Raw genomic sequence first — 19,451 nt, 5'->3', positions numbered from 1 at the left:
GAAAGCATAGAGAGAGCGAAATGGTTGTATACGGTTATCACAGGACCAGCACAAAGGAGCAGATCCGAAAACTACAAGGAGTGGGATGATTATGAAAGACCTGCAGCAATCAGAGATACTATATTCAGGTTACTTATGATATGACCTCGGATGAAAAGCGGACTCAGGAGTTTAACTCTCATTGTCTTTTGAACATGGATAGCTTAGAATATTAACAATTATCCGTGGGATGGAAGGTGAGTATCGGGAAGGCCCGGTTTATGTTGGATTGATCGTAGAGGCGGTATATTATCCACCAGAAATGATTAATCAGGGACTATTGCCTGTTGCTATGAAACCGACAGGTAAATATCGGCAGTCCTTCAGGCAGTATGAAAAAAATGGAGATATATCTCTTATGGTATATGTGCTTTGTAAAAGTGAACTGGAATCCATTCAAAAAGTACAGCAGTTAATCCAAAAAAAGGATTGTTCTGTACGCCGATTTTCATTAAGAAAAGTTTATCAGTGCGTCCAGTGCGCTGCTTTCTGCCTCGATCTGAGCCTTCAATTCAAAGATCAGGTGACATTGCTGACGAATGTCTGCGGAGCGTTCTTCGCATTGCTGCTTGATGTGGTTCAGACGATTACTATACAGCAATACGCTATGATCGGACCGGTCCTTGTCTTTTAACATAGCTTCTTCCAGAATGGCTTTCTGGTACATCTTTTCAACAGTCTCCAGCTGCTTCAGTAATTCTGGGATTTTTTTCAGATATTCATTATACACTTCTATGCGATGACATTCTTCCTGGCTGGTTAATAATAATTCCATAAGAACCTCCTGATTCATTTTTGATTTGACTATAGTATATCGAAAAGCATAATAGAAGACAAGACAGAGAGCTCTGGCGATTATATGGAATGTCTGGTACAATAGTGAAACAGTAAGTTTTAAATTTCCATGGAAATGGATAATATATGCTGTAGAAATCTATAATATCAGGAGGCATTTATGAAGAAGAAAATTCAGTATATTGTAGGAATCATTTTCCTGATGCTTTGTCTTTTGACGGGGTGTGAAGGCCAGAGTGTTTCTACGGAAGATTCAACTTCCATACAGAGTCAACAAAGTGAGGAACCGTCAGAATTGCAGCTTTCTGTTGAGGAATCCGGTGAGTATACGTCGAAAGATGAAGTCGCTGCGTATCTATATGAATTTGGACATTTGCCGGATAATTTTATCACAAAAAAGGAAGCAAAAGCTCTTGGATGGGACAGTAAAGAAGGGAATCTGGATGAGGTTGCTCCGGGGAAAAGCATTGGCGGTGATTATTTTGGCAATTATGAGGAGGTGCTTCCAGAGGCAGATGGACGTACTTATCACGAATGTGATATTGACTATGAAGGCGGACATCGGAATGCAAAAAGGATTGTATATTCGGATGATGGACTAATCTATTATACAGAAGATCATTATGAAACTTTTGAACTGCTATATGGTGAGGAATAAAAAGATGAGAGTAATATTAGATGCCGAAAGAATGGAGGGCAGGGATGAAACATTTCTTTATCTGAGAGAACAGTTTCAGTTTCCTGAGTACTTTGGCAATAGTCTGGATGCACTGTATGACTGTCTGACAGAACTTCGAGACACAACGGTTGTAATTGAGAATGAAGCACGGGCAGGAGCGTGGTATAAAAAGGTCAGGCGAGTGATATCAGATGCCTGTCGGGAAAACATCTACTTAAAAGTAGAAAAATGATTGTAATTTTTGTCTAAAATTTATAAAAAAATTAATAAATTTTGCAAATTTGTCATCAAATACTTGCGAAAGACAGGCGGATTGTTATATTATAGTTAGAATAAATTCTTTTTATTAAGTATTAAAAAGAAAGGAAGTGAACTTATGGAATTACAGATTCAAGACTTAGTTTCGTCAATTCGAAAAGAAGGAATTGATGTGGCTAATGCAGAAGCAGAAGAAATTATTTTGGAAGCTAAGAAAAAAGCAGAAACAATTGTAGCAGATGCCAAGGCTGAAGCGAAGAGTGTTAAAGAGACTTCAGAGAAAGAAATCAGTATTCTTAAAGAAAGTGCTGCAATCAGTGCAGAGCAGGCAAAAAGAGATGCTATGCTTGCATTTAAAACTGAGGTGAAAGCTGAATTTGAAAAGATCCTTTCTGCAAAGATTAAGGATAATCTTTCAGGAGCTGCACTTGGTAAATTGATCCACGCTGTCGTAGTTGGGGAAGATGTACAGAATTATTCAGCTGAAGTTTCAGAAGTGAGTGACTCACTGAAATCAGAGCTTGCAGAAGAAATTAAGAATGGTCTTGAGATCAAACCAACAAAAGGCGTTCAGGCAGGATTCCGTCTGGCGGCAAAAGATGGTTCAGGTTACTTTGACTGTTCGGATGAAGAAATCATGCAGATGCTGATGCCATACTTCAGAAATCTTGATTTCTAGCAGGAGGTGTCTATGGCTTCATATTATTACTTGATATCGAGCCTGCCGGATCTGAGAACAGATGGAGATATGCCGCTGACTTATGATGAGTTTCTCGGCATGTGTCAGTCAAATGTAAGCGAATCAAAATATAATTTCCTAAAGAATCTTACTCTTTCATCGGAAGAGGGACCGCTCGTAAAAGAATGGGCAGTTTTTTATAAGAATCTTATGAGGGAACTTAATTATCAGAGGAGTATGAATCTGGGGAGACCTTATCTGACATCTTACGATAAGGATTCTGTCATTGCACAGGTAGCAGGAGCTGCGCTGGCTGCAAAGAATCCGCTGGAGGCAGAGAAGATCTTGCTGGATTATGAATTTGAAATTCTTGATTCATTGGTAGGCTTGCATACTTTTGATGATGCTTATTTATTCGGGTATGCTATTAAACTAAAATTGCTTGAGCGCCAGAGCTGTTTCGTTCAGAAAAAAGGACAACAGGAATTCAAACGTCTTTTTGATCAGGTACAGCAGCGCGTATATAGCTTATAACGGGAGAGAATTGATGGAAACAGTAACAGGATATGTAACTGGTATTAATGGAAACCTGGCAAATGTCAGTTTTGATGGTTCAGTTCATAAAAATGAAGTTGGTTATATTCTTGTTGACGGAAAACGTCTCAAAGGAGAAGTTATCCGAATCAACAATGGTGTTGCCAGCATGCAGATCTACGAGATGTCCAACGGCATTAAAGTCGGAGACGCTGTAGAGTTTACTGGCGAATTAATGAGTGTAGAACTTGGTCCAGGTCTTTTAACCCAGGTATTTGATGGTCTTCAGAATCCATTACCGGATCTTGCCGAGCAGTGTGGCTTCTTCCTTGAGAGAGGTGTATATCTTGATCCTATTCCGGACAGAGAATGGGAATTTACACCATCTGTAAAGGTGGGAGATTCTGTTGAAGCAGGAGATCCTATTGGTAGTGTTCCTGAAGGATTATTTACACATGAAATTATGGTTCCATTCACGCTGAAAGGTCGTGACTGGACAGTTAAATCAATCAAAGAAAAAGGCTCTTATCATGTAAGAGCAACCATTTGCGTGATCGCAAATAGCAAAGGCGAAGAAAAAGAACTCAGCATGGTCATCACACAGCCGATCAAACAGGCAGTGAAATGCTATGAAGAGAGACTTCGTCCGGATGAACCTTTGGTAACAAAGATTCGTTGTATTGATGCATTCCTTCCTGTAGCAAAGGGCGGAACATTCTGTGTTCCGGGACCTTTCGGGGCAGGTAAAACAGTCCTTCAGCATATGGAGGCTAAAAATGGTGAAGCAGATATTGTTATCGTAGCAGCATGTGGAGAGCGTGCAGGTGAGGTTGTAGAGATCTTAAAAGAGTTCCCTGAACTGGAAGATCCAAAGACAGGTCGGTCTCTTATGGAAAGAACAATCATTATCTGTAACACATCTTCCATGCCGGTAGCAGCCAGAGAGGCATCTTGTTATACTGCAGTTACACTTGCTGAGTATTACAGACAGATGGGACTGGATGTCCTTCTTCTTGCAGACTCCACAAGCCGTTGGGCGCAGGCGATGCGTGAGATGTCAGGTCGTCTGGAAGAGATCCCTGGTGAAGAAGCATTCCCTGCTTATCTCGAGTCTACGATCGCTTCTTTCTATGAGAGAGCTGGTAAAGTACGGCTTAAGAATGGTAAGATTGCATCTGTAACAATTGGTGGTACAGTATCACCTGCAGGAGGTAACTTTGAGGAGCCGGTAACGCAGGCAACACTTAAGGTAGTTGGAGCATTCCATGGACTTTCAAGAGAACGTTCTGATGCACGTAAATACCCTGCAATTCATCCGATGGATTCATGGTCAAAGTACTCTGGTGTTGTAGATATGGGACGCATCGAAGAGGCGCGTTCTATTCTCAGAAGAGGAAATGAAATCAATCAGATGATGAAGGTAGTAGGTGAGGAAGGAACATCTGCAGAAGATTACATTATCTATCAGAAGGGTGAACTTCTCGACTCTGTATACCTTCAGCAGAACTCATTCGATCCGATCGATGCAGCTTGTCCTCCAGAGAGACAGAGAGAAGAGTTCGATAAGCTTTATGATGCATTAATGAAGTCCTATGACTTGGAAGACAAGAAAGAAATCAGAGGTTTCTTCAACCAGTTAAGGCAAGAGTTCCTTGACTGGCACGGTACTCAGTTCCAGACACCGGAGTACTATGAACAAGGGAAGAAAATTTCAGAATTCTACATGTCGAAAGCAGTTGAGTAGGAGGTCCTAAAGTGCAGAAAGTATATACAAAAATAGAATCAATCGTCGGTAACGTAGTTACTGTCAGAGCCAAGGATGTCAGACTTGGCGACCTCGCTCTCGTAGGTGACAGTTACGCGACAGTTATTAAACTTGATAAAGATGTGGTATCTCTTCAGGTATTTGCAGGTGCACAGGGTGTAGGAACCAATGATCCAATCCGCTTCCTTGGAAGACCGATGATGGTTTCCTTCTCAGAGCATTTGCTTGGACGTGTGTTTGACGGAGCCGGAGTTCCAAGAGATAATGGCCCGGCACTTACTGAAAATATGATTCCGATAGGCGGACCTTCGTTTAACCCTGCAAAACGTATTTTGCCAAAGAACATGATCCGTACAGGTATTCCTATGATCGATGTGTTCAATACACTTGTAGAGAGCCAGAAGCTTCCGATTTTCTCTATTTCAGGTGAGCCATACAACGCTTTGCTTTCCCGTATCGCACTTCAGGCAGAAGTAGACGTTATCGTTCTTGGTGGTATGGGACTGAAATATGATGATTATCTTACGTTCCGCGACACTCTTGAAAAAGGTGGCGCGATGAGCCATACAGTTATGTTTATTCATACTGCAGCCGATCCAACCGTAGAGTGTACACTCGTACCGGATATGGCCCTTGCTGTTGCAGAGCAGTTTGCCCTTGCGGGAAAGAAAGTACTTGTTCTTCTTACCGATATGACAAACTTTGCAGATGCACAGAAGGAAATGGCTATTACTATGGAACAGGTACCTTCTAACCGAGGTTATCCGGGAGACTTATACAGCTGCCTTGCATCTCGTTATGAGAAGGCTGTTGATATCGAAGGCGCCGGATCAATCACGATCCTTGGTGTTACAACAATGCCGGGTGATGACGTAACACATCCGGTACCAGATAATACAGGTTATATTACAGAAGGTCAGTATTATTTAAAGAATGGACATATTGAGCCATTCGGATCACTTTCACGTCTGAAACAGAATGTAAATGGTAAGACAAGAAATGACCACCGTGCTCTCATGGACGGTATGATCCGTCTTTACTCTCAGTACAAGGAAGCCCTTGAGAAGAAATCCATGGGATTCCTTATGACTGAATGGGATGAGAAGCTTCTGAAATACGGTGAACTTTTTGAAACAAAATTAATGGACCTTGGTGTTAATATCCCACTTGAAGATGCACTTGATCTTGGCTGGCAGATTCTTGCAGAGTGCTTTGAGCCAAATGAAACTGGTTTGAAGACGAGTCTTCTGAAAGAAAGATGGCCGAAGAAGGATGCATTAAACTAAAAGGAGTAGTTGATGGCTATCAAACTTACAAAAAATGAGCAGAAGGTGCAGAAAGATCGCCTGAAACAGTATCAGCGTTATCTTCCGACGCTGCAGCTTAAAAAACAGCAGCTGCAGTCGGTGATCATGAAGACAAAAGCTGAGCTGGAACAGAAGGAAGTCGAACGTGCTCAGATGATCGGAGATCTGGATGACTGGGTTGCTGTATTTGCGGAGAATGAGATCTTTGATGAAAGCAAAAAGCTTGATCATCTGGTACAGCCAGACACAGTCATCTGTAAGAATGAGAACATCGCGGGTGTCACAGTTCCTACATTTCAGGAACTGACATTCAAAGACATTAACTATGATGTTGACGACTATCCTTTGTGGGTGGATACTGCAATCATAAAACTCCGTGAGATTGCACGTCTGGATGCGCTGGTATCAGTACTTCGCAAACAGGAAGCACTTCTTGAGAAAGAATTACGTTCTACATCTCAGAGAGTCAATCTGTTTGAGAAAGTTAAGATTCCGGAAGCCAAGGAAAATATCCGGGTAATTGGTGTATTCCTTGGAGATCAGCAGACAGCGGCAGTTGTTCGCGGAAAAATTTCAAAGAAAAAACTTATGGAGGCGGCACAATGATAGAGAAGATGAAAATGGTCTACATCGTGTCATCTGTCTCCAAAAAAGACGAGATGCTCGATGGACTTCGAAATCTCGGAATTCTGCATCTGTCAGAGAAAAAGAGTCCTCAGCGTGCAGTGTCAGAAAGATTTACCACTCTTTCAAAAACTGCATCCGCATTGATGGATTATGCGCCGGATAAGAAATCCAAGAACAAAGAGGAGGTTCCGATTCTTTCGGATACTCAGTTTGAGGAAATGTATCAGGGTGTTTTGACAGCAATGGATAAAAAATCAGCTCTTATTCAAGAGATAAGTGCTGCCAATGCAGAAATCGAACGTATCAAAGCCTGGGGTGATTTTGAGCCAGGTGAATTAAAGCAATTAAAAGAAGCAGGGTATGATCTTCATTTTTACCGTCTTGGAAAGAATGAATATGCGATGGCGGTGCAGGATCCAGATATCAGGATTATCCGCCTGGCATCTATAGATAAGATGGATACCGTTGCTGTAATAGGAACCTTGCCGGCAACCATTCCGGCAGCAGAATTCTCCATCCCTGAGAAAGGGATCAGTGAACTGACAAAAGAGATTGAAATTGCTCAGCAGGAAATTGCTGAGTGTGAGGATGTCTTTAAGAAAGCTGCTGTGTATGATTCCAGTTTCCAGGTTCAGATGCTCAAAGCTCAGAATGCGGAGAATTATTCTTCGGCAAGCGAGACTGCAGAAAATGATGATGATTTCGTATGGATCTCAGGATATCTTCCTGAGGCAGAATTAGATAAATTTAAAGCTGTAGCCAGAGAAAATAAATGGGCATGGGCACAGGAAGATGTGGCTGAAGATGATCTGCAGATTCCTACAAAAGTAAAATACGGAAAGGTGTCAGGACTTATTAAGCCAGTGTTTGATATCCTGGGAATCCTTCCCGGATACAGAGAATCAGATATTTCTCTTTGGTTCTTCCTGTTTTTTACACTGTTCTTTGCAATGATCATCGGTGACGCTGGTTATGGTGTCCTGATCCTGATCGGAACGATTGCATATGCAGCGAAATCAAAGAAATTTAATAATGCAGTTTATTTGTTATCGGTACTTTCAGTTGCGACAATTATATGGGGAGCGATTACCGGTACATGGTTCGGTATGGAAAAGGCCATGGAAGTTCCAATCTTAAAGGCGATGGTAATCCCTGGTTTTGCAAACTATCCGGAGTATTTTGGAGTCACAGCTCTTCAGCAGCAGAATACCATCATGAAGTTCTCGTTCTCTATCGGAGCAGTTCAGATGGCACTTGGAAGTTTAATCTCTATTAAGAAGAAGATTGCTGAAAAGAACTTGAGCTGGGTGGCAGACTTGGGATGGCTTGTGGCAGTTGTTGCAATGTATTTGTTATCACTTTACTTGGTAATCGGAGAGAAGATTAATATTAAACCGGTATTTGCACTCATTGGTGTTGCATTTGTTCTGGTAGTACTTTTTGGTGGAATGGCACCAGATCGTACAATTGCACAGGGAATCAAAGCAGGCTGTGCGGATGCGTTCACCGTATTCTTAAATACGATCAGTTGTTTCGGTAACGTAATGAGTTATATCCGTTTGTTTGCAGTAGGTATGGCAGGTCTTGCCATTTCCCAGAGCTTTAACGGAATTGCGGCAGGTTTCCATGGCCCGTTAATGATTCTTGGTGTAGTGGTAGTATTAATCGGACACGGACTGAATATTATCATGTGTTTCCTTTCTGTCGTAGTACATGGCGTCAGACTGAACGTTCTGGAGTTCTCAGGACAGGCTGGCGTAGAGTGGAAGGGAATCGCATATGAACCATTTAAAGTAAACGATAAGATTAAAAAATAGTATTTTAACGTAAAGGAGAATAATTATGAATTTAGCATTTGTTGGAATGGCAGCTGCACTCGGTTTGTCCGCTTCAGGATCAGCATTCGGTGCAGGCTTTGCCGGAATGGCATCAGTTGGAGCATGGAAAAAATGTTATGCAAGTGGAAAACCAGCACCGTTCATTATGATCGCATTCTCTGGTGCGCCTCTTACACAGACAATCTACGGATTCCTTCTTATGAACTTTATTAAATCTGCAGTAGCAGGCGGCGGAGATGCCGGTCTTGCTTTTGGAGTTGGTGTTTTTGGCGGTCTTGCAATTGGTCTTTCAGGATTGTTCCAGGGGAAATGTGCTGCAGCAGCTGCAGATGCATTGGGAGCAACAGGAAAAGGTACAGCGAACTACTTTATCGTAGTAGGTATCGTAGAGACAGTAGCCCTCTTCACACTGGTATTCAGTTTGTTGCTTTTGGGCTAAGAATGAATTTGAAAAAGATCATTGATAGAAATGAAAAAGGCATCTTTCATCATGAAAGATGCCTTTTCCATTAACCCATTGCCTAATCAAATAATAGGTACCGGAATATTGTTTGACAGGAACAAATAACGGGAGGAATTATGAAAACAAATTGTGGGAAGAAAAATATTACATGTATAGCACTGGATCTGGATCAGACTACATTAAATCATCAGGGCAGACTGAGTGAAAAGAACCGACAGGCGATTGAGTCTGCAATTCGAAAAGGAGTTCAGATTGTGGTAGCAAGTGGACGGGCGATATCTGCACTTCCAGATGATATCTGTAGTATCAGGGGGATTCGCTATGCGGTTACATCCAATGGGGCGGCGGTTTATGATATACATACGAAAGAATGCCTGCAGCAATATAAGATGACGGAGCAATCTATTGAAAAGATATTGGATTATGCAAAAGACTTGGAAGTGGCATTCGAGACCTTTATTGACGGTAAAGCATATGCACAAAGAGAATATGTGGAAGATCCGGTTTCATTTGGGGCAAGCCCAAGGGCAATTTCCTATATTCAGACAACCAGAGAACCGGTGGATGATATCAGGAGTTTTTTAATGGATCATAAGAAATGTATCGAAAGTGTAGATGTTGTGGTAAAAGAAGAAAATCTTAAGAAAGAATTGTGGAAAACCTTTGAAGAGAATATACCCCAGGTATATGTGACATCTTCCGTGCAGCAGTTATTGGAACTCTCTTACGAAAAGTCAGGTAAACATTCCGGAATAGCATATATTCTGGAGCACCTTGGACTATCAAGGGATGGACTGGCAGCCTTCGGGGATGGAGATAATGATGCAGAGCTTTTAAAATATGCAGGGATAGGGATTGCTGTGGAGAATGCTTCTAAAGCCTGCAGGGAAGCAGCGGATGTTGTAACATTATCTAATGATGAAGACGGTGTTGCGTATGGGATTGAGAAGCTTTTGGGATTGTAGTTTTGAAAATATAAGAAAGGCAGATATAGTTTTAGTAGACAAAAGTGATATATTCAAGTAAAATAAAAGAGATATGATTAAAAAAACAGAGTATGCTCTATAATTACTGGACGAATGATATCTCGATCAGCATACAATTTCAAAGAGAAAGGAAGATAGAAGGAAGATGAGTAACCATACAGAAATCAGATGGCATGGCCGCGGCGGTCAGGGTGCCAAAACTGCTGCTTTGCTTCTTGCAGATGTAGCATTCAAGACAGGAAAATATGTCCAGGGCTTTCCAGAGTACGGCCCGGAACGTATGGGAGCGCCAATTACGGCATACAATCGAATCAGTGACACACCGATTCGTGTACATTCAAATATTTATGACCCACAGTATGTAGTCGTTGTGGATGAATCCCTCCTGGAATCGGTAGATGTTACCAGCGGATTGAAGGAAGATGGAGCAATCCTGGTGAATACACAGAGGGCAAAAGAAGAGATTATTCCGCATTTAAAAGGATATAAAGGAAAGGTATATACGATTGATGCTTATAAAGTATCCATGGCAACAATGGGAAAGTATTTCCCGAATACACCGCTTCTCGCAGCAATTGTGAAGGTTGCAGGTATCATGGATGAAGAGACATTTTTACGAGAGATGAAAGCGTCATTCTCTCACAAATTTGCCAGCAAGCCGGAGGTCATTGACGGTAACATGGCTGCGCTTGAGATGGCACTGAAGGAGGTACAGTAATGGCAACAGATATCACAAAATTAGGAGTAAAGACCAAGTGGCAGGATCTGACAGAAGGTATGATCGTTGCCGGAGCAGGAACCTCCAAAGACTTTAACACTGGAGAATGGTCGACACATAAGCCGGAATTTATGGAAGAAAAATGTAAGCAGTGCTTGCTCTGCGTGCCGGTATGCCCGGACAGCTGTATTCCGGTAAAGGATATGAAAAGAGGCGCATTCGATTATGATCACTGTAAAGGATGCGGTATTTGTGTAAAAGCATGTCCATTTGGGGCAATTACGATGGAAGGGGTGAAGTAAGATGGCAAAGAGAGATCGTTTATCAGGAAATGAGGCAGTAGCAATTGCCTTAAGACAGATTAATCCGGATGTATTCCCGGCATTCCCAATTACACCATCTACAGAGATCCCACAGTATTTTGCTTCTTTTGTGGCAAATGGACAGGTAGATACAGAGTTTATTCCGGTAGAAAGTGAGCACAGTTCTATGAGTGCGGCAATCGGAGCTTCTGCAGCAGGTGCACGAAGCCTTACTGCAACTTCCTCCTGTGGCCTTGCTTATATGTGGGAGGAATTATACATAGCAGCATCGAACAGACTTCCGCTGGCACTGGCATTGGTGAACCGTGCGTTATCTGGTCCGATCAATATCAACTGTGACCATTCTGACAGTATGGGAGCAAGAGATGCAGGATGGATTCAGATCTATGCAGAGAACAATCAGGAAGCCTACGATAACATGGTACAGGCTTATCGAATCTCAGAACATAAGGATGTAAGACTTCCGATCATGATCTGTCAGGATGGTTTTATCACCAGCCATGCAGTGGAGAATATTGAACTTCTGGAAGACGAAGAAGTCAAGAATTTTGTGGGAGAATACGAGCCGGAGAATTATCTCCTGAATCCAGAGTGCCCGATGGCAGTCGGCCCTTATTCTATCACCGATTATTATATGGAAGCAAAACGGAATCAGGCAGAAGGAATGAAGCATGTAAGCCAGGTAGTACTGGATGTGGCAAAGGAATTTGCAGAGCTTTCAGGAAGAGAATATGGCCTGTTTGAAGAGTATTGCATGGAAGATGCAGAAAGAGCAGTCATTATAATCGGTTCCGCGGCAGGTACAACAAAGGATGCCATTGATAAACTGCGCGCACAGGGAGAAAAAGTCGGAATGATCAAGATTCGTCTGTTCCGTCCATTCCCGGCAGATGAGATTGCAGAAGCATTAAAAGATGTAAAGGCGGTTGCAATCATGGATCGTGCAGAGAGTTATACCAATCACGGCGGTCCATTGGGAGCAGATGTGATGGCAGCATTGTTCCGCGCAAGATCACAGGCTCTGGCGATCAATTATATCTATGGACTTGGTGGAAGAGACGTACGTGTGGAAGATATGGAAGCAGTCTATGAGACCCTGAAGCAGATTATTGCAGACGGTGATGCAGGCGAGACTTATCGTTATATGGGAATCAGAGAATAGGGGGCGAAGAAGATGAGTTATAATTTTAAAGAGACAATGAATAAACCGGAACGTCTGGCTCCGGGCCACAGAATGTGTGCCGGCTGTGGCGGAACGATTGCAGTAAGAAATGTACTTCGCGGCCTTCATGAAGGAGATAAGGCGGTCATCGGTAATGCGACAGGATGTCTGGAAGTATCTACTTTTACTTATCCATATACGGCCTGGGAAGACAGTTACATTCACAATGCATTTGAAAATGCAGGTGCGACCTTAAGTGGTGTAGAAGGTGCCTACAAGGCATTAAAGAGAAAAGGAAAATTAGACGAGACCTACAAATTCATCACATTCGGCGGTGACGGCGGTACTTATGATATTGGTCTTCAGTCCTTATCTGGTGCGATGGAGAGAAATCAGGACATGGTCTATGTGTGCTATGATAACGGCGCGTATATGAACACCGGTATTCAGCGTTCTTCTGCGACACCGATGTATGCCGATACTACAACAACTCCGGTTGGAAGCCAGAGTAACGGAAAACCGCAGAACAGAAAAGATTTGGCGGCAGTGATTGCAGCACACGATATTCCGTATGTTGCACAGACTACATTTGTACAGAATTTTAAAGATCTGCATATAAAATCTGAAAAGGCTATTTACACACCTGGTGCTGCTTTCCTTAATATTATGGCTCCGTGTCCTCGTGGATGGAGATATAACACACCAGATATTATGGAGATCTGCAAACTGGGTGTTGAGACATGTTATTGGCCGTTATTCGAAGTAGTGGAAGGAAAATGGATCTTGAATTATGAGCCGAAGAAAAAACTTCCAATTGAAGATTTTCTGAGACCACAGGGAAGATTCAAACATCTATTTAAAAAAGAAAATGAATATCTGATCGAAGCGTTCCAGAAAGAAGTTGACAGACGATGGGAAGAACTTCAGTTCAGATGTTCCAGATAAAGGAGAGTTAACAAGTGAAACGAGAAAAGTTTGGTTCCCGTCTGGGGTTCATACTTGTATCGGCAGGATGTGCCATTGGGATTGGTAATGTGTGGAAGTTCCCTTATATGTGCGGGGAGTTTGGAGGAGCAGCATTTATCCTGATCTATCTGGTATTCCTTCTTATTCTTGGTATTCCTGTATTAGTATGCGAATTTGCAGTGGGACGAGGCAGCCGTCACAGCGTGGCAGCTGGTTTTGAAGCACTGGAGCCGGAAGGAACACGATGGCATGTGATGAAATGGATCGGTATTATCGGCAGTTATCTGTTGATGATGTTCTACACAACGGTCGGTGGCTGGATGATGTACTATTGTTATCGTAGTATCAAAGGTGAATTTTCCGGTGCTTCCTCAGAAGCAGTCACGGAAGGTTTTACAGACATGTTGGGCAATGTATCAACGATGACCTTCTGGACGATTCTTATCTGTATCATTGGTTTTGCGGTTTGTATTTTTGGAATTCAAAATGGTATAGAAAAAGTATCGAAGGTCATGATGTCTTCACTCCTTCTGATCATGATCGTGTTGGCAGTACATTCTGTATTCCTGGAAGGTGCAGGAGAAGGAATCCGGTTTTACCTGGTTCCTGATTTTAAACAGATGCAGGAGATTGGGATTGGCAATGTGATTTTTGGAGCCATGAGTCAGGCGTTCTTTACTCTTTCTATTGGAATTGGTGCTATGCTGATCTTCGGGAGTTACATTGGAAAAGAAAGAAGCCTTACCGGAGAGGCAATCAGTATCACAGTATTAGACACCTTTGTTGCATTGATGGCTGGATTTATTATTATTCCATCCTGCTTTGCGTTTGGAATTGAACCGGGAGCAGGTCCCAGTCTGATATTCATTACCATTCCGAATATATTTGCGCAGATGCCAGGAGGACGGTTGTGGAGTGCATTATTCTTTTTGTTCCTGACATTTGCAGCATTTACAACAATCGTGGCAGTATTTGAGAATATTATATCTTTTGATATAGATTTGTTTGGATGGTCTCGCAGAAAAAGTGTATTGACAAGTGCTGTGCTAATTATTCTGCTGAGTATGCCATGTGTATTAGGATTCAATCTTCTGGCAGGATTCGAGCCATTAGGAGCAGGAACGAATATTATGGATCTGGAAGACTTTATCGTATCCAACAATCTTCTTCCGCTTGGAAGTCTGGGTTATGTATTGTTCTGTACAAGAAAGAATGGCTGGGGCTGGGATCATTTCCTGAAAGAAGTAAATACAGGAAAAGGAATCAAATTTCCGACCATGTTAAAAGGATATGTATCTTATGTACTTCCACTGATTATTATCGTGATTTATCTTAAGGGGTATTATGATAAGTTCGTCAGTCTTGGAAAGACTGCGTTGGCAGGATGGATGGCAGCAGCCATACTATTCCTTGGTTTTGTATTATTCTGTGCATTGACACACAAAAAAGAAAAATAAAAGAAGTTTGTGAGATGAACTGGTGTAATAACGAAAATCAAGCTGTTACACCAGTTTTTAATATGCGATTTGTTCTAATTTATCAACATGCTTTTCAAGATTAGAAATCCGAATCTCATGAAGAGGGATGGTATCGGCATCCAGTTTAATGGTCCGGACAAGAGATTCCAGATTATCCAGGCGGTTTTCAATGCGTGCAAAATGCTCATTCGCCTTTTCCTGTACAAGATCGACTTCTTCCAGAATCGAGTTCATAAGATAGTGATTGTTACTTTCGAACTTCTCATCTACAGCTGTACGATGTTCTTCAAGCTTGTGATCAATATAAGCCTGTTGTTCTTCAAGCTTGTGATCAATATAAGCCTGTTGTTCTTCAAGCTTGTGATCAATATAAGCCTGTTGTTCTTCAAGCTTGTGATCAATATAAGCCTGCTGTTTTGCAAATGACTGTTTTATCCAAGCATCCTGTTCAGCAAACCGCTGTTCAATCCTGGCATCCTGTTCGTTAAAACGTTGATCTAAAATCTCGGATATGGATTGTAATAATTCTTCGTTTGACATGTAATCACCTCCTTGTTTTGGGTATGTGTATAGATTATACCAGTAGAAATTTTAGTGCGCAATGATAAAATATATGAAAAAAATATTCTAAATTTTCTGTGAATTGACATGACCACTATAAGTAGTTATGATGGAATTAATGAAAAAATGGAGGTATGAAAGCATGAGATATCAAATACAAGGGGATACGCTTCCGGTTGTGATCTGCCAGCTTGAAGGTGGCGAAAGGATGATTACACAAGGTGGTGGTATGGCATGGATGTCACCGAATATGTTGATGGAAACGACGACAAATGGAGGATTAGGAAAAGCTTTTGGAAGAATGTTTTCAGGTGAGCATATTTTCCAGAATATTTATACTTCTCAGGGAGGAACTGGAATGATTGCATTTGCTTCCAGCTTTCCAGGATCGATCAAAGCATTTCAGATTGCTCCGGGACAAGAGATGATATTCCAGAAAAGTGCATTTCTTGCAAGTGAAGCAGGTGTAGAACTTTCTGTATTTTTTAATAAGAAATTTAGTTCTGGGCTGTTCGGAGGAGAAGGATTTATCATGCAGAAAGTCAGTGGTCATGGAATTATGTTCGCTGAATTTGACGGACATGTGGTTGAATATGAGCTTCAGCCCGGGCAGCAGATCGTAGTAGATACAGGACATCTGGCTGCGATGACAGGCAGCTGTAGAATGGAGATTCAGAGTGTTTCGGGAGTGAAGAATATGTTGTTTGGCGGGGAAGGAATCTTTAATACTGTGATCAGCGGACCGGGCAGAGTATGGCTCCAGACCATGCCGATCAGCAATGTGGCCGGCGTATTAAGACCTTATCTTCCATCAGGTTCATAGGATAGATAGAGAAGAAAAAACCGCACTTGACTTTAGGGGAAGCCAAGTGCGGTTTGGAAAATGGAGAACAGTAAACTTTAGTCTAAAACCATAAGTTCTTTTGGAAAATGTGTCAATATTTCTATACCGGTTTCAGTGATAAGAACCGTATCTTCAATACGAACACCGCCCCATCCCGGGATATAGATTCCAGGTTCCATGGTAATTACACAACCAGGTTTCATGGTCTTCGTACCGTAATTTCCAAGGAAAGGTTCTTCGTGTAGATCAAGACCGACTCCATGGCCGATTCCTGCATAATAGTATTCTTCATATTTTGCAACTTTTTTTCGGATCTCTTCATCAGATTTTGTTGCGTGAATGCCAGGCCCCATGAACTGAAGACCTGTTGCCTGACCTTCTTTTACCAACTCATAGATTTCTTTTTGTTTTTCAGATGGAGTACCGACAATAAAGGTACGAGTGGTGTCGGAAATGTATCCATTATACATTGCTCCATAATCAACAAGGACGAAATCACCGTTTTCAATTTTTTTATCACTTGGTTTCCCGTGCAGTAGAGAGGTTTTTGCACCAGAGATTAAGATTGTTTCAAATCCAATGTCATGTGCTCCATGCATTTTCATGTTAAATTCCAGACGCGCACACAATTCTCGTTCTGTTACCCCTGCTTTGATATATGGAACCAGTTCTTCTAAGGCTTTATCTGCAATTTCGCATGCAATACGTGTATTTGCAATTTCTTCTGATGATTTTGTATAACGCAATTCTTCGATAATATTTTGAGTCGGAATGAAATTAATTCCGTGAGAACTCAATCTTTTTTCAAAATCAGAGTATTTGTCATATGTAGTAAAACATTCTTCAAAACCGAGACGCTTAATGCCTGCTTTCACACAGATGTGCTCCAATGCTTTCGGAATGCTTCGGTCAAATAAATGCCAGTTTACAATTTCAAAATCCGGGCAAGATTTTTCCGCGAGTTCTGTGAAACGGCTGTCCGTAATCAGATATTTTCCTTGTGGACAAATGACAACATATGCCAGTTCATCCGGATATCCGGAAATATATTTCACGTTAGATTCTTTGGTAATATAGATGCCGTCAAGTCCTTGATTTTCTAAGATGTCTAATAATTGTTCTGCCATGATATTCGTTTGCAACCTCCCAATTCTTAAGCTTTAGTTTCCATCAGACATTTTTTCAAGTTTTTTGTTTAATGCGAGCAGTAAAAAGCCGATGATTAAAAGACATACAGGAATTACGATAAATACCTGTAACATTCCTAATTTTGAAATTACCAGTTCTACATAACCAGATAATTTATTTGCGACAAACATACTTGCAAACCATACGCCCATCAACAGAGAAGCATATTTTGCAGGTGCAAGTTTATTAACCATACCATATCCGACAGGTGCAAAACACATCTCACCAATACTCTGGAAAGTGATAAAAGCAAGAATGAAAAGAACGCTTGCTTTTGGTCCTTCACCTGGAACTGTACCGGTTTTCATTACAGCAACAATCATAAATGCAAATGCAATTGCCAGGAACAAGAATCCTAAGCCCATTTTCTGAGAGATGTTAAAATCTCCTTTTTTAGATTTTGATTTTTTCATCCAGATAGCTGCCATGATTGGACCAAGAATTACACATAAGAGACCGTTATAGGAATCGATCCATGCAGTTGGAATCTGGAAATTTCCGATTTTTAACATAATTTAGCGAACTTAAATGAAAAACTAAATTCCAGCTGTGGATTATCTCAGTAAATATGCGGGATTAAATTCTGTAATGCACCTTAACAATTCCATTTTTTTGCCTTATAATAAACCTGTAAGCACCCATGATTTATGTTTTTATGCATACTAACCGGGCATCTGAAAATAGTGTGCGAGACTAAATTCCACATGCCTTATGTGCAAGACTAAATTCTGGTGCAGTGAAATCTGCCTGTGCTTTACTATTTTATTTTATAAGTTTTGGACTAAGCATAACATCATCAGGTGCGATTGCCTTTAATCCTAATGCTTTGTGCAGCTTGTTGTCCAAGAGTAAAAGAGAGAGTTCATATGGGCTATGTCCATTAAGACTGTCTCTTTTTTCGTTGTTTATGTGATTCATCATAAGTCTGACTTTCTCGTCATTTAAATCAGCGAATGAACTCCCTTTCGGACGGATGTAGCGGATATACTCGTGGTTCTTTTCGCAGGCACCTTTTTGCCAAAAGCTATATGGATCACAGTAAAAGACAGTCGTGCTTTTACTTCCGTCACAGAATTCCTCCATCTCTTCACGAGCTGAGAATTCTGAACCTCCATCCGTGAGAATCACCGGAAAAAGCTTTTTGAATGCATCCTGCCCCAACACTGTTTCAAGCCATACAAAGACCTCTAACACGCATTCCTGGTCTTGATATTCCAACAGGAACATAAGCATAAGATTGCAGTTGCGGAATGTAAAGGTCAAGAGGGCGCGGCTTTCGCCTTTCTTTCCTTCCACGCAGTCCATTTCCACAACATTTATATCTGGATGATCTTTCATATAATTCTGGAAATCTTCGTAGTTATGACCTTGACGATAAGAACGATCTTTTGCACTGGTCTGTGTAGGTTTCTTGCGTTTCTTATAACGTACAGAACGCCTTAAGTCACCATTGCGGACATCGAATACACAATCATTGATGTAGGAGTAAAGTGTTCTTCTGGAGCAACCCAATTCTTCTGCATGAGTAGCATAAATATGACCGATGGACTGATGTTTCTCCTTGATCAATGGAACCAATAAATCATTCATGGATTGAATGCTTTCCGGAGTCTGGTTAATGCCGGCTCTGCAATCGACTAGCACGCTACGGTACTCATCATGGGCATATTTGGATGAATAAAACTTTCTGGGCATAAGACAATGGGTCTTTTTACCACAGCCATTACATACGTAGGGTGGTTTATTCAGTTTCTCACATTCAGCTGTCTCATATGCGGGACATATATCAGTGCAGCGAAAGGATGGTTTTCTGCAAAGCTTACAATGAATGCCACACATCTTATCACACAAGCATGTCATCTTACAGTTCTTGCGATGAATACATGGCGGATGAGTGTAACCTGAATCCGGACGTTCTTTTGTATGTGCGTGGAGACGTACTTCCTTTGATATGGTAGATGGATTTTTACCAATAATTCGTCCAATTTCAGCGAAGCTTTTATTCTCAGTAAGACCTTTCTCGATATCAACACGCTGTTCAAATGTTAAATGTTTCTGATTGCCTTTATTTTTCATAATTATCTCCAATCAGCACAGGCAGGCAATCAGCTGCAAGTACATTATACGGAGTAATGATTATCAAAGACAATATGGCAAATATGTGTGCAAAAGTAACTTCGACCTATATGGAATTTACTCTTGCATTTGGTCCAAAACCGGAATTTAGTTTTTCATTTAAGT

Annotated in this window: 21 protein-coding genes and 1 pseudogene; 17 read left to right on the top strand and 5 right to left on the bottom strand. The window is 41.4% G+C overall.

The window, feature by feature from the left end; genetic code table 11:
- Nucleotides 1-107: 107 nt before the first annotated feature.
- Nucleotides 108-179, top strand: a pseudogene (locus ACQRBH_RS15310) (ATPase); the annotation flags it as partial.
- A 311-nt stretch (nucleotides 180-490) separates the two neighbouring features.
- On the opposite strand, the gene ACQRBH_RS15305 reads toward ACQRBH_RS15310, so the two are convergent.
- A complete protein-coding gene (locus ACQRBH_RS15305; RefSeq protein ID WP_427762349.1) occupies nucleotides 491-814 on the bottom strand; it encodes a hypothetical protein in 324 nt (107 codons plus the stop codon).
- Nucleotides 815-994: 180 nt separating this feature from the next.
- Here ACQRBH_RS15305 and ACQRBH_RS15300 point away from each other — a divergent pair, with 180 nt between their 5' ends.
- The 15 genes from ACQRBH_RS15300 to ACQRBH_RS15230 all read left to right on the top strand — a co-directional run bounded on the left by ACQRBH_RS15300 (nucleotide 995) and on the right by ACQRBH_RS15230 (nucleotide 14,596).
- The gene (locus ACQRBH_RS15300) at nucleotides 995-1,492 is read left to right on the top strand and encodes a ribonuclease domain-containing protein (protein ID WP_347376347.1); all 498 of its coding nucleotides are present in this window, start codon (nucleotides 995-997) and stop codon (nucleotides 1,490-1,492) included.
- Between the two features lie 4 nt (nucleotides 1,493-1,496).
- Entirely contained in the window at nucleotides 1,497-1,745 is a 249-nt protein-coding gene (locus ACQRBH_RS15295; protein ID WP_347376348.1) for a barstar family protein, read from the top strand.
- Between the two features lie 144 nt (nucleotides 1,746-1,889).
- A complete protein-coding gene (locus ACQRBH_RS15290; protein WP_347376349.1) occupies nucleotides 1,890-2,450 on the top strand; it encodes a hypothetical protein in 561 nt (186 codons plus the stop codon).
- A gap of 12 nt (nucleotides 2,451-2,462) precedes the next feature.
- Nucleotides 2,463-2,984: a DUF2764 family protein gene (locus ACQRBH_RS15285; protein ID WP_347376350.1), complete on the top strand. Its 522-nt coding sequence runs from the start codon at nucleotides 2,463-2,465 to the stop codon at nucleotides 2,982-2,984.
- A 13-nt stretch (nucleotides 2,985-2,997) separates the two neighbouring features.
- The gene (locus ACQRBH_RS15280) at nucleotides 2,998-4,728 is read left to right on the top strand and encodes a V-type ATP synthase subunit A (RefSeq protein WP_347376351.1); all 1,731 of its coding nucleotides are present in this window, start codon (nucleotides 2,998-3,000) and stop codon (nucleotides 4,726-4,728) included.
- Nucleotides 4,729-4,739: 11 nt separating this feature from the next.
- Nucleotides 4,740-6,035, top strand: coding sequence for a V-type ATP synthase subunit B (locus tag ACQRBH_RS15275; RefSeq protein WP_235232656.1), 1,296 nt, complete (start codon nucleotides 4,740-4,742; stop codon nucleotides 6,033-6,035).
- Nucleotides 6,036-6,047: 12 nt separating this feature from the next.
- Entirely contained in the window at nucleotides 6,048-6,662 is a 615-nt protein-coding gene (locus ACQRBH_RS15270) for a V-type ATP synthase subunit D (RefSeq protein ID WP_427742556.1), read from the top strand.
- A complete protein-coding gene (locus ACQRBH_RS15265; protein WP_427742557.1) occupies nucleotides 6,659-8,500 on the top strand; it encodes a V-type ATP synthase subunit I in 1,842 nt (613 codons plus the stop codon). The genes ACQRBH_RS15270 and ACQRBH_RS15265 overlap by 4 nt, the downstream gene beginning before the upstream one ends.
- Before the next feature lie 25 nt (nucleotides 8,501-8,525).
- Nucleotides 8,526-8,960: a V-type ATP synthase subunit K gene (locus ACQRBH_RS15260; protein WP_347376353.1), complete on the top strand. Its 435-nt coding sequence runs from the start codon at nucleotides 8,526-8,528 to the stop codon at nucleotides 8,958-8,960.
- Nucleotides 8,961-9,100: 140 nt separating this feature from the next.
- Nucleotides 9,101-9,949 (top strand): Cof-type HAD-IIB family hydrolase, encoded by an 849-nt coding sequence (locus ACQRBH_RS15255; protein WP_347376354.1) that lies wholly within the window; start codon nucleotides 9,101-9,103, stop codon nucleotides 9,947-9,949.
- 166 nt (nucleotides 9,950-10,115) lie between these two features.
- Complete coding sequence (locus ACQRBH_RS15250) at nucleotides 10,116-10,688, top strand: 2-oxoacid:acceptor oxidoreductase family protein (protein ID WP_347376355.1); 573 nt, start codon at nucleotides 10,116-10,118, stop codon at nucleotides 10,686-10,688.
- The gene (locus ACQRBH_RS15245) at nucleotides 10,688-10,990 is read left to right on the top strand and encodes a 4Fe-4S binding protein (RefSeq protein ID WP_347376356.1); all 303 of its coding nucleotides are present in this window, start codon (nucleotides 10,688-10,690) and stop codon (nucleotides 10,988-10,990) included. Before ACQRBH_RS15250 ends, ACQRBH_RS15245 begins: the two co-directional genes overlap by 1 nt.
- 1 nt (nucleotide 10,991) lies before the next feature.
- Nucleotides 10,992-12,173 carry a pyruvate ferredoxin oxidoreductase gene (porA, locus tag ACQRBH_RS15240; protein WP_347376357.1) on the top strand — a complete coding sequence of 394 codons (1,182 nt, stop codon included), beginning with the start codon at nucleotides 10,992-10,994 and terminating at the stop codon, nucleotides 12,171-12,173.
- Nucleotides 12,174-12,185: 12 nt separating this feature from the next.
- The gene (locus tag ACQRBH_RS15235; RefSeq protein WP_235232643.1) at nucleotides 12,186-13,118 is read left to right on the top strand and encodes a thiamine pyrophosphate-dependent enzyme; all 933 of its coding nucleotides are present in this window, start codon (nucleotides 12,186-12,188) and stop codon (nucleotides 13,116-13,118) included.
- 14 nt (nucleotides 13,119-13,132) lie between these two features.
- A complete protein-coding gene (locus ACQRBH_RS15230; protein WP_347376358.1) occupies nucleotides 13,133-14,596 on the top strand; it encodes a sodium-dependent transporter in 1,464 nt (487 codons plus the stop codon).
- Between the two features lie 57 nt (nucleotides 14,597-14,653).
- Here the strand turns inward: ACQRBH_RS15230 and ACQRBH_RS15225 are convergent, their stop codons facing one another.
- Nucleotides 14,654-15,157 carry a hypothetical protein gene (locus ACQRBH_RS15225; RefSeq protein WP_347376359.1) on the bottom strand — a complete coding sequence of 168 codons (504 nt, stop codon included), beginning with the start codon at nucleotides 15,155-15,157 and terminating at the stop codon, nucleotides 14,654-14,656.
- A gap of 163 nt (nucleotides 15,158-15,320) precedes the next feature.
- Here ACQRBH_RS15225 and ACQRBH_RS15220 point away from each other — a divergent pair, with 163 nt between their 5' ends.
- Complete coding sequence (locus ACQRBH_RS15220) at nucleotides 15,321-16,001, top strand: TIGR00266 family protein (RefSeq protein ID WP_347376360.1); 681 nt, start codon at nucleotides 15,321-15,323, stop codon at nucleotides 15,999-16,001.
- Nucleotides 16,002-16,078: 77 nt separating this feature from the next.
- Here the strand turns inward: ACQRBH_RS15220 and ACQRBH_RS15215 are convergent, their stop codons facing one another.
- From ACQRBH_RS15215 to ACQRBH_RS15205, 3 genes are all read right to left on the bottom strand, one after another.
- Nucleotides 16,079-17,149 (bottom strand): M24 family metallopeptidase, encoded by a 1,071-nt coding sequence (locus ACQRBH_RS15215; protein ID WP_427742564.1) that lies wholly within the window; start codon nucleotides 17,147-17,149, stop codon nucleotides 16,079-16,081.
- Nucleotides 17,150-17,182: 33 nt separating this feature from the next.
- Nucleotides 17,183-17,722: a hypothetical protein gene (locus tag ACQRBH_RS15210; RefSeq protein ID WP_427762348.1), complete on the bottom strand. Its 540-nt coding sequence runs from the start codon at nucleotides 17,720-17,722 to the stop codon at nucleotides 17,183-17,185.
- A gap of 250 nt (nucleotides 17,723-17,972) precedes the next feature.
- Complete coding sequence (locus ACQRBH_RS15205; RefSeq protein ID WP_171026631.1) at nucleotides 17,973-19,286, bottom strand: IS30 family transposase; 1,314 nt, start codon at nucleotides 19,284-19,286, stop codon at nucleotides 17,973-17,975.
- Nucleotides 19,287-19,451: the final 165 nt, after the last annotated feature.

Source organism: Bariatricus sp. SGI.161 (genome assembly GCF_050313695.1).
Classification (GTDB): Bacteria; Bacillota; Clostridia; order Lachnospirales; family Lachnospiraceae; genus JAFBIX01.
Note: the sequence above shows the minus strand (reverse complement) of the source record. Positions and strands in the feature narration are given on the sequence as shown.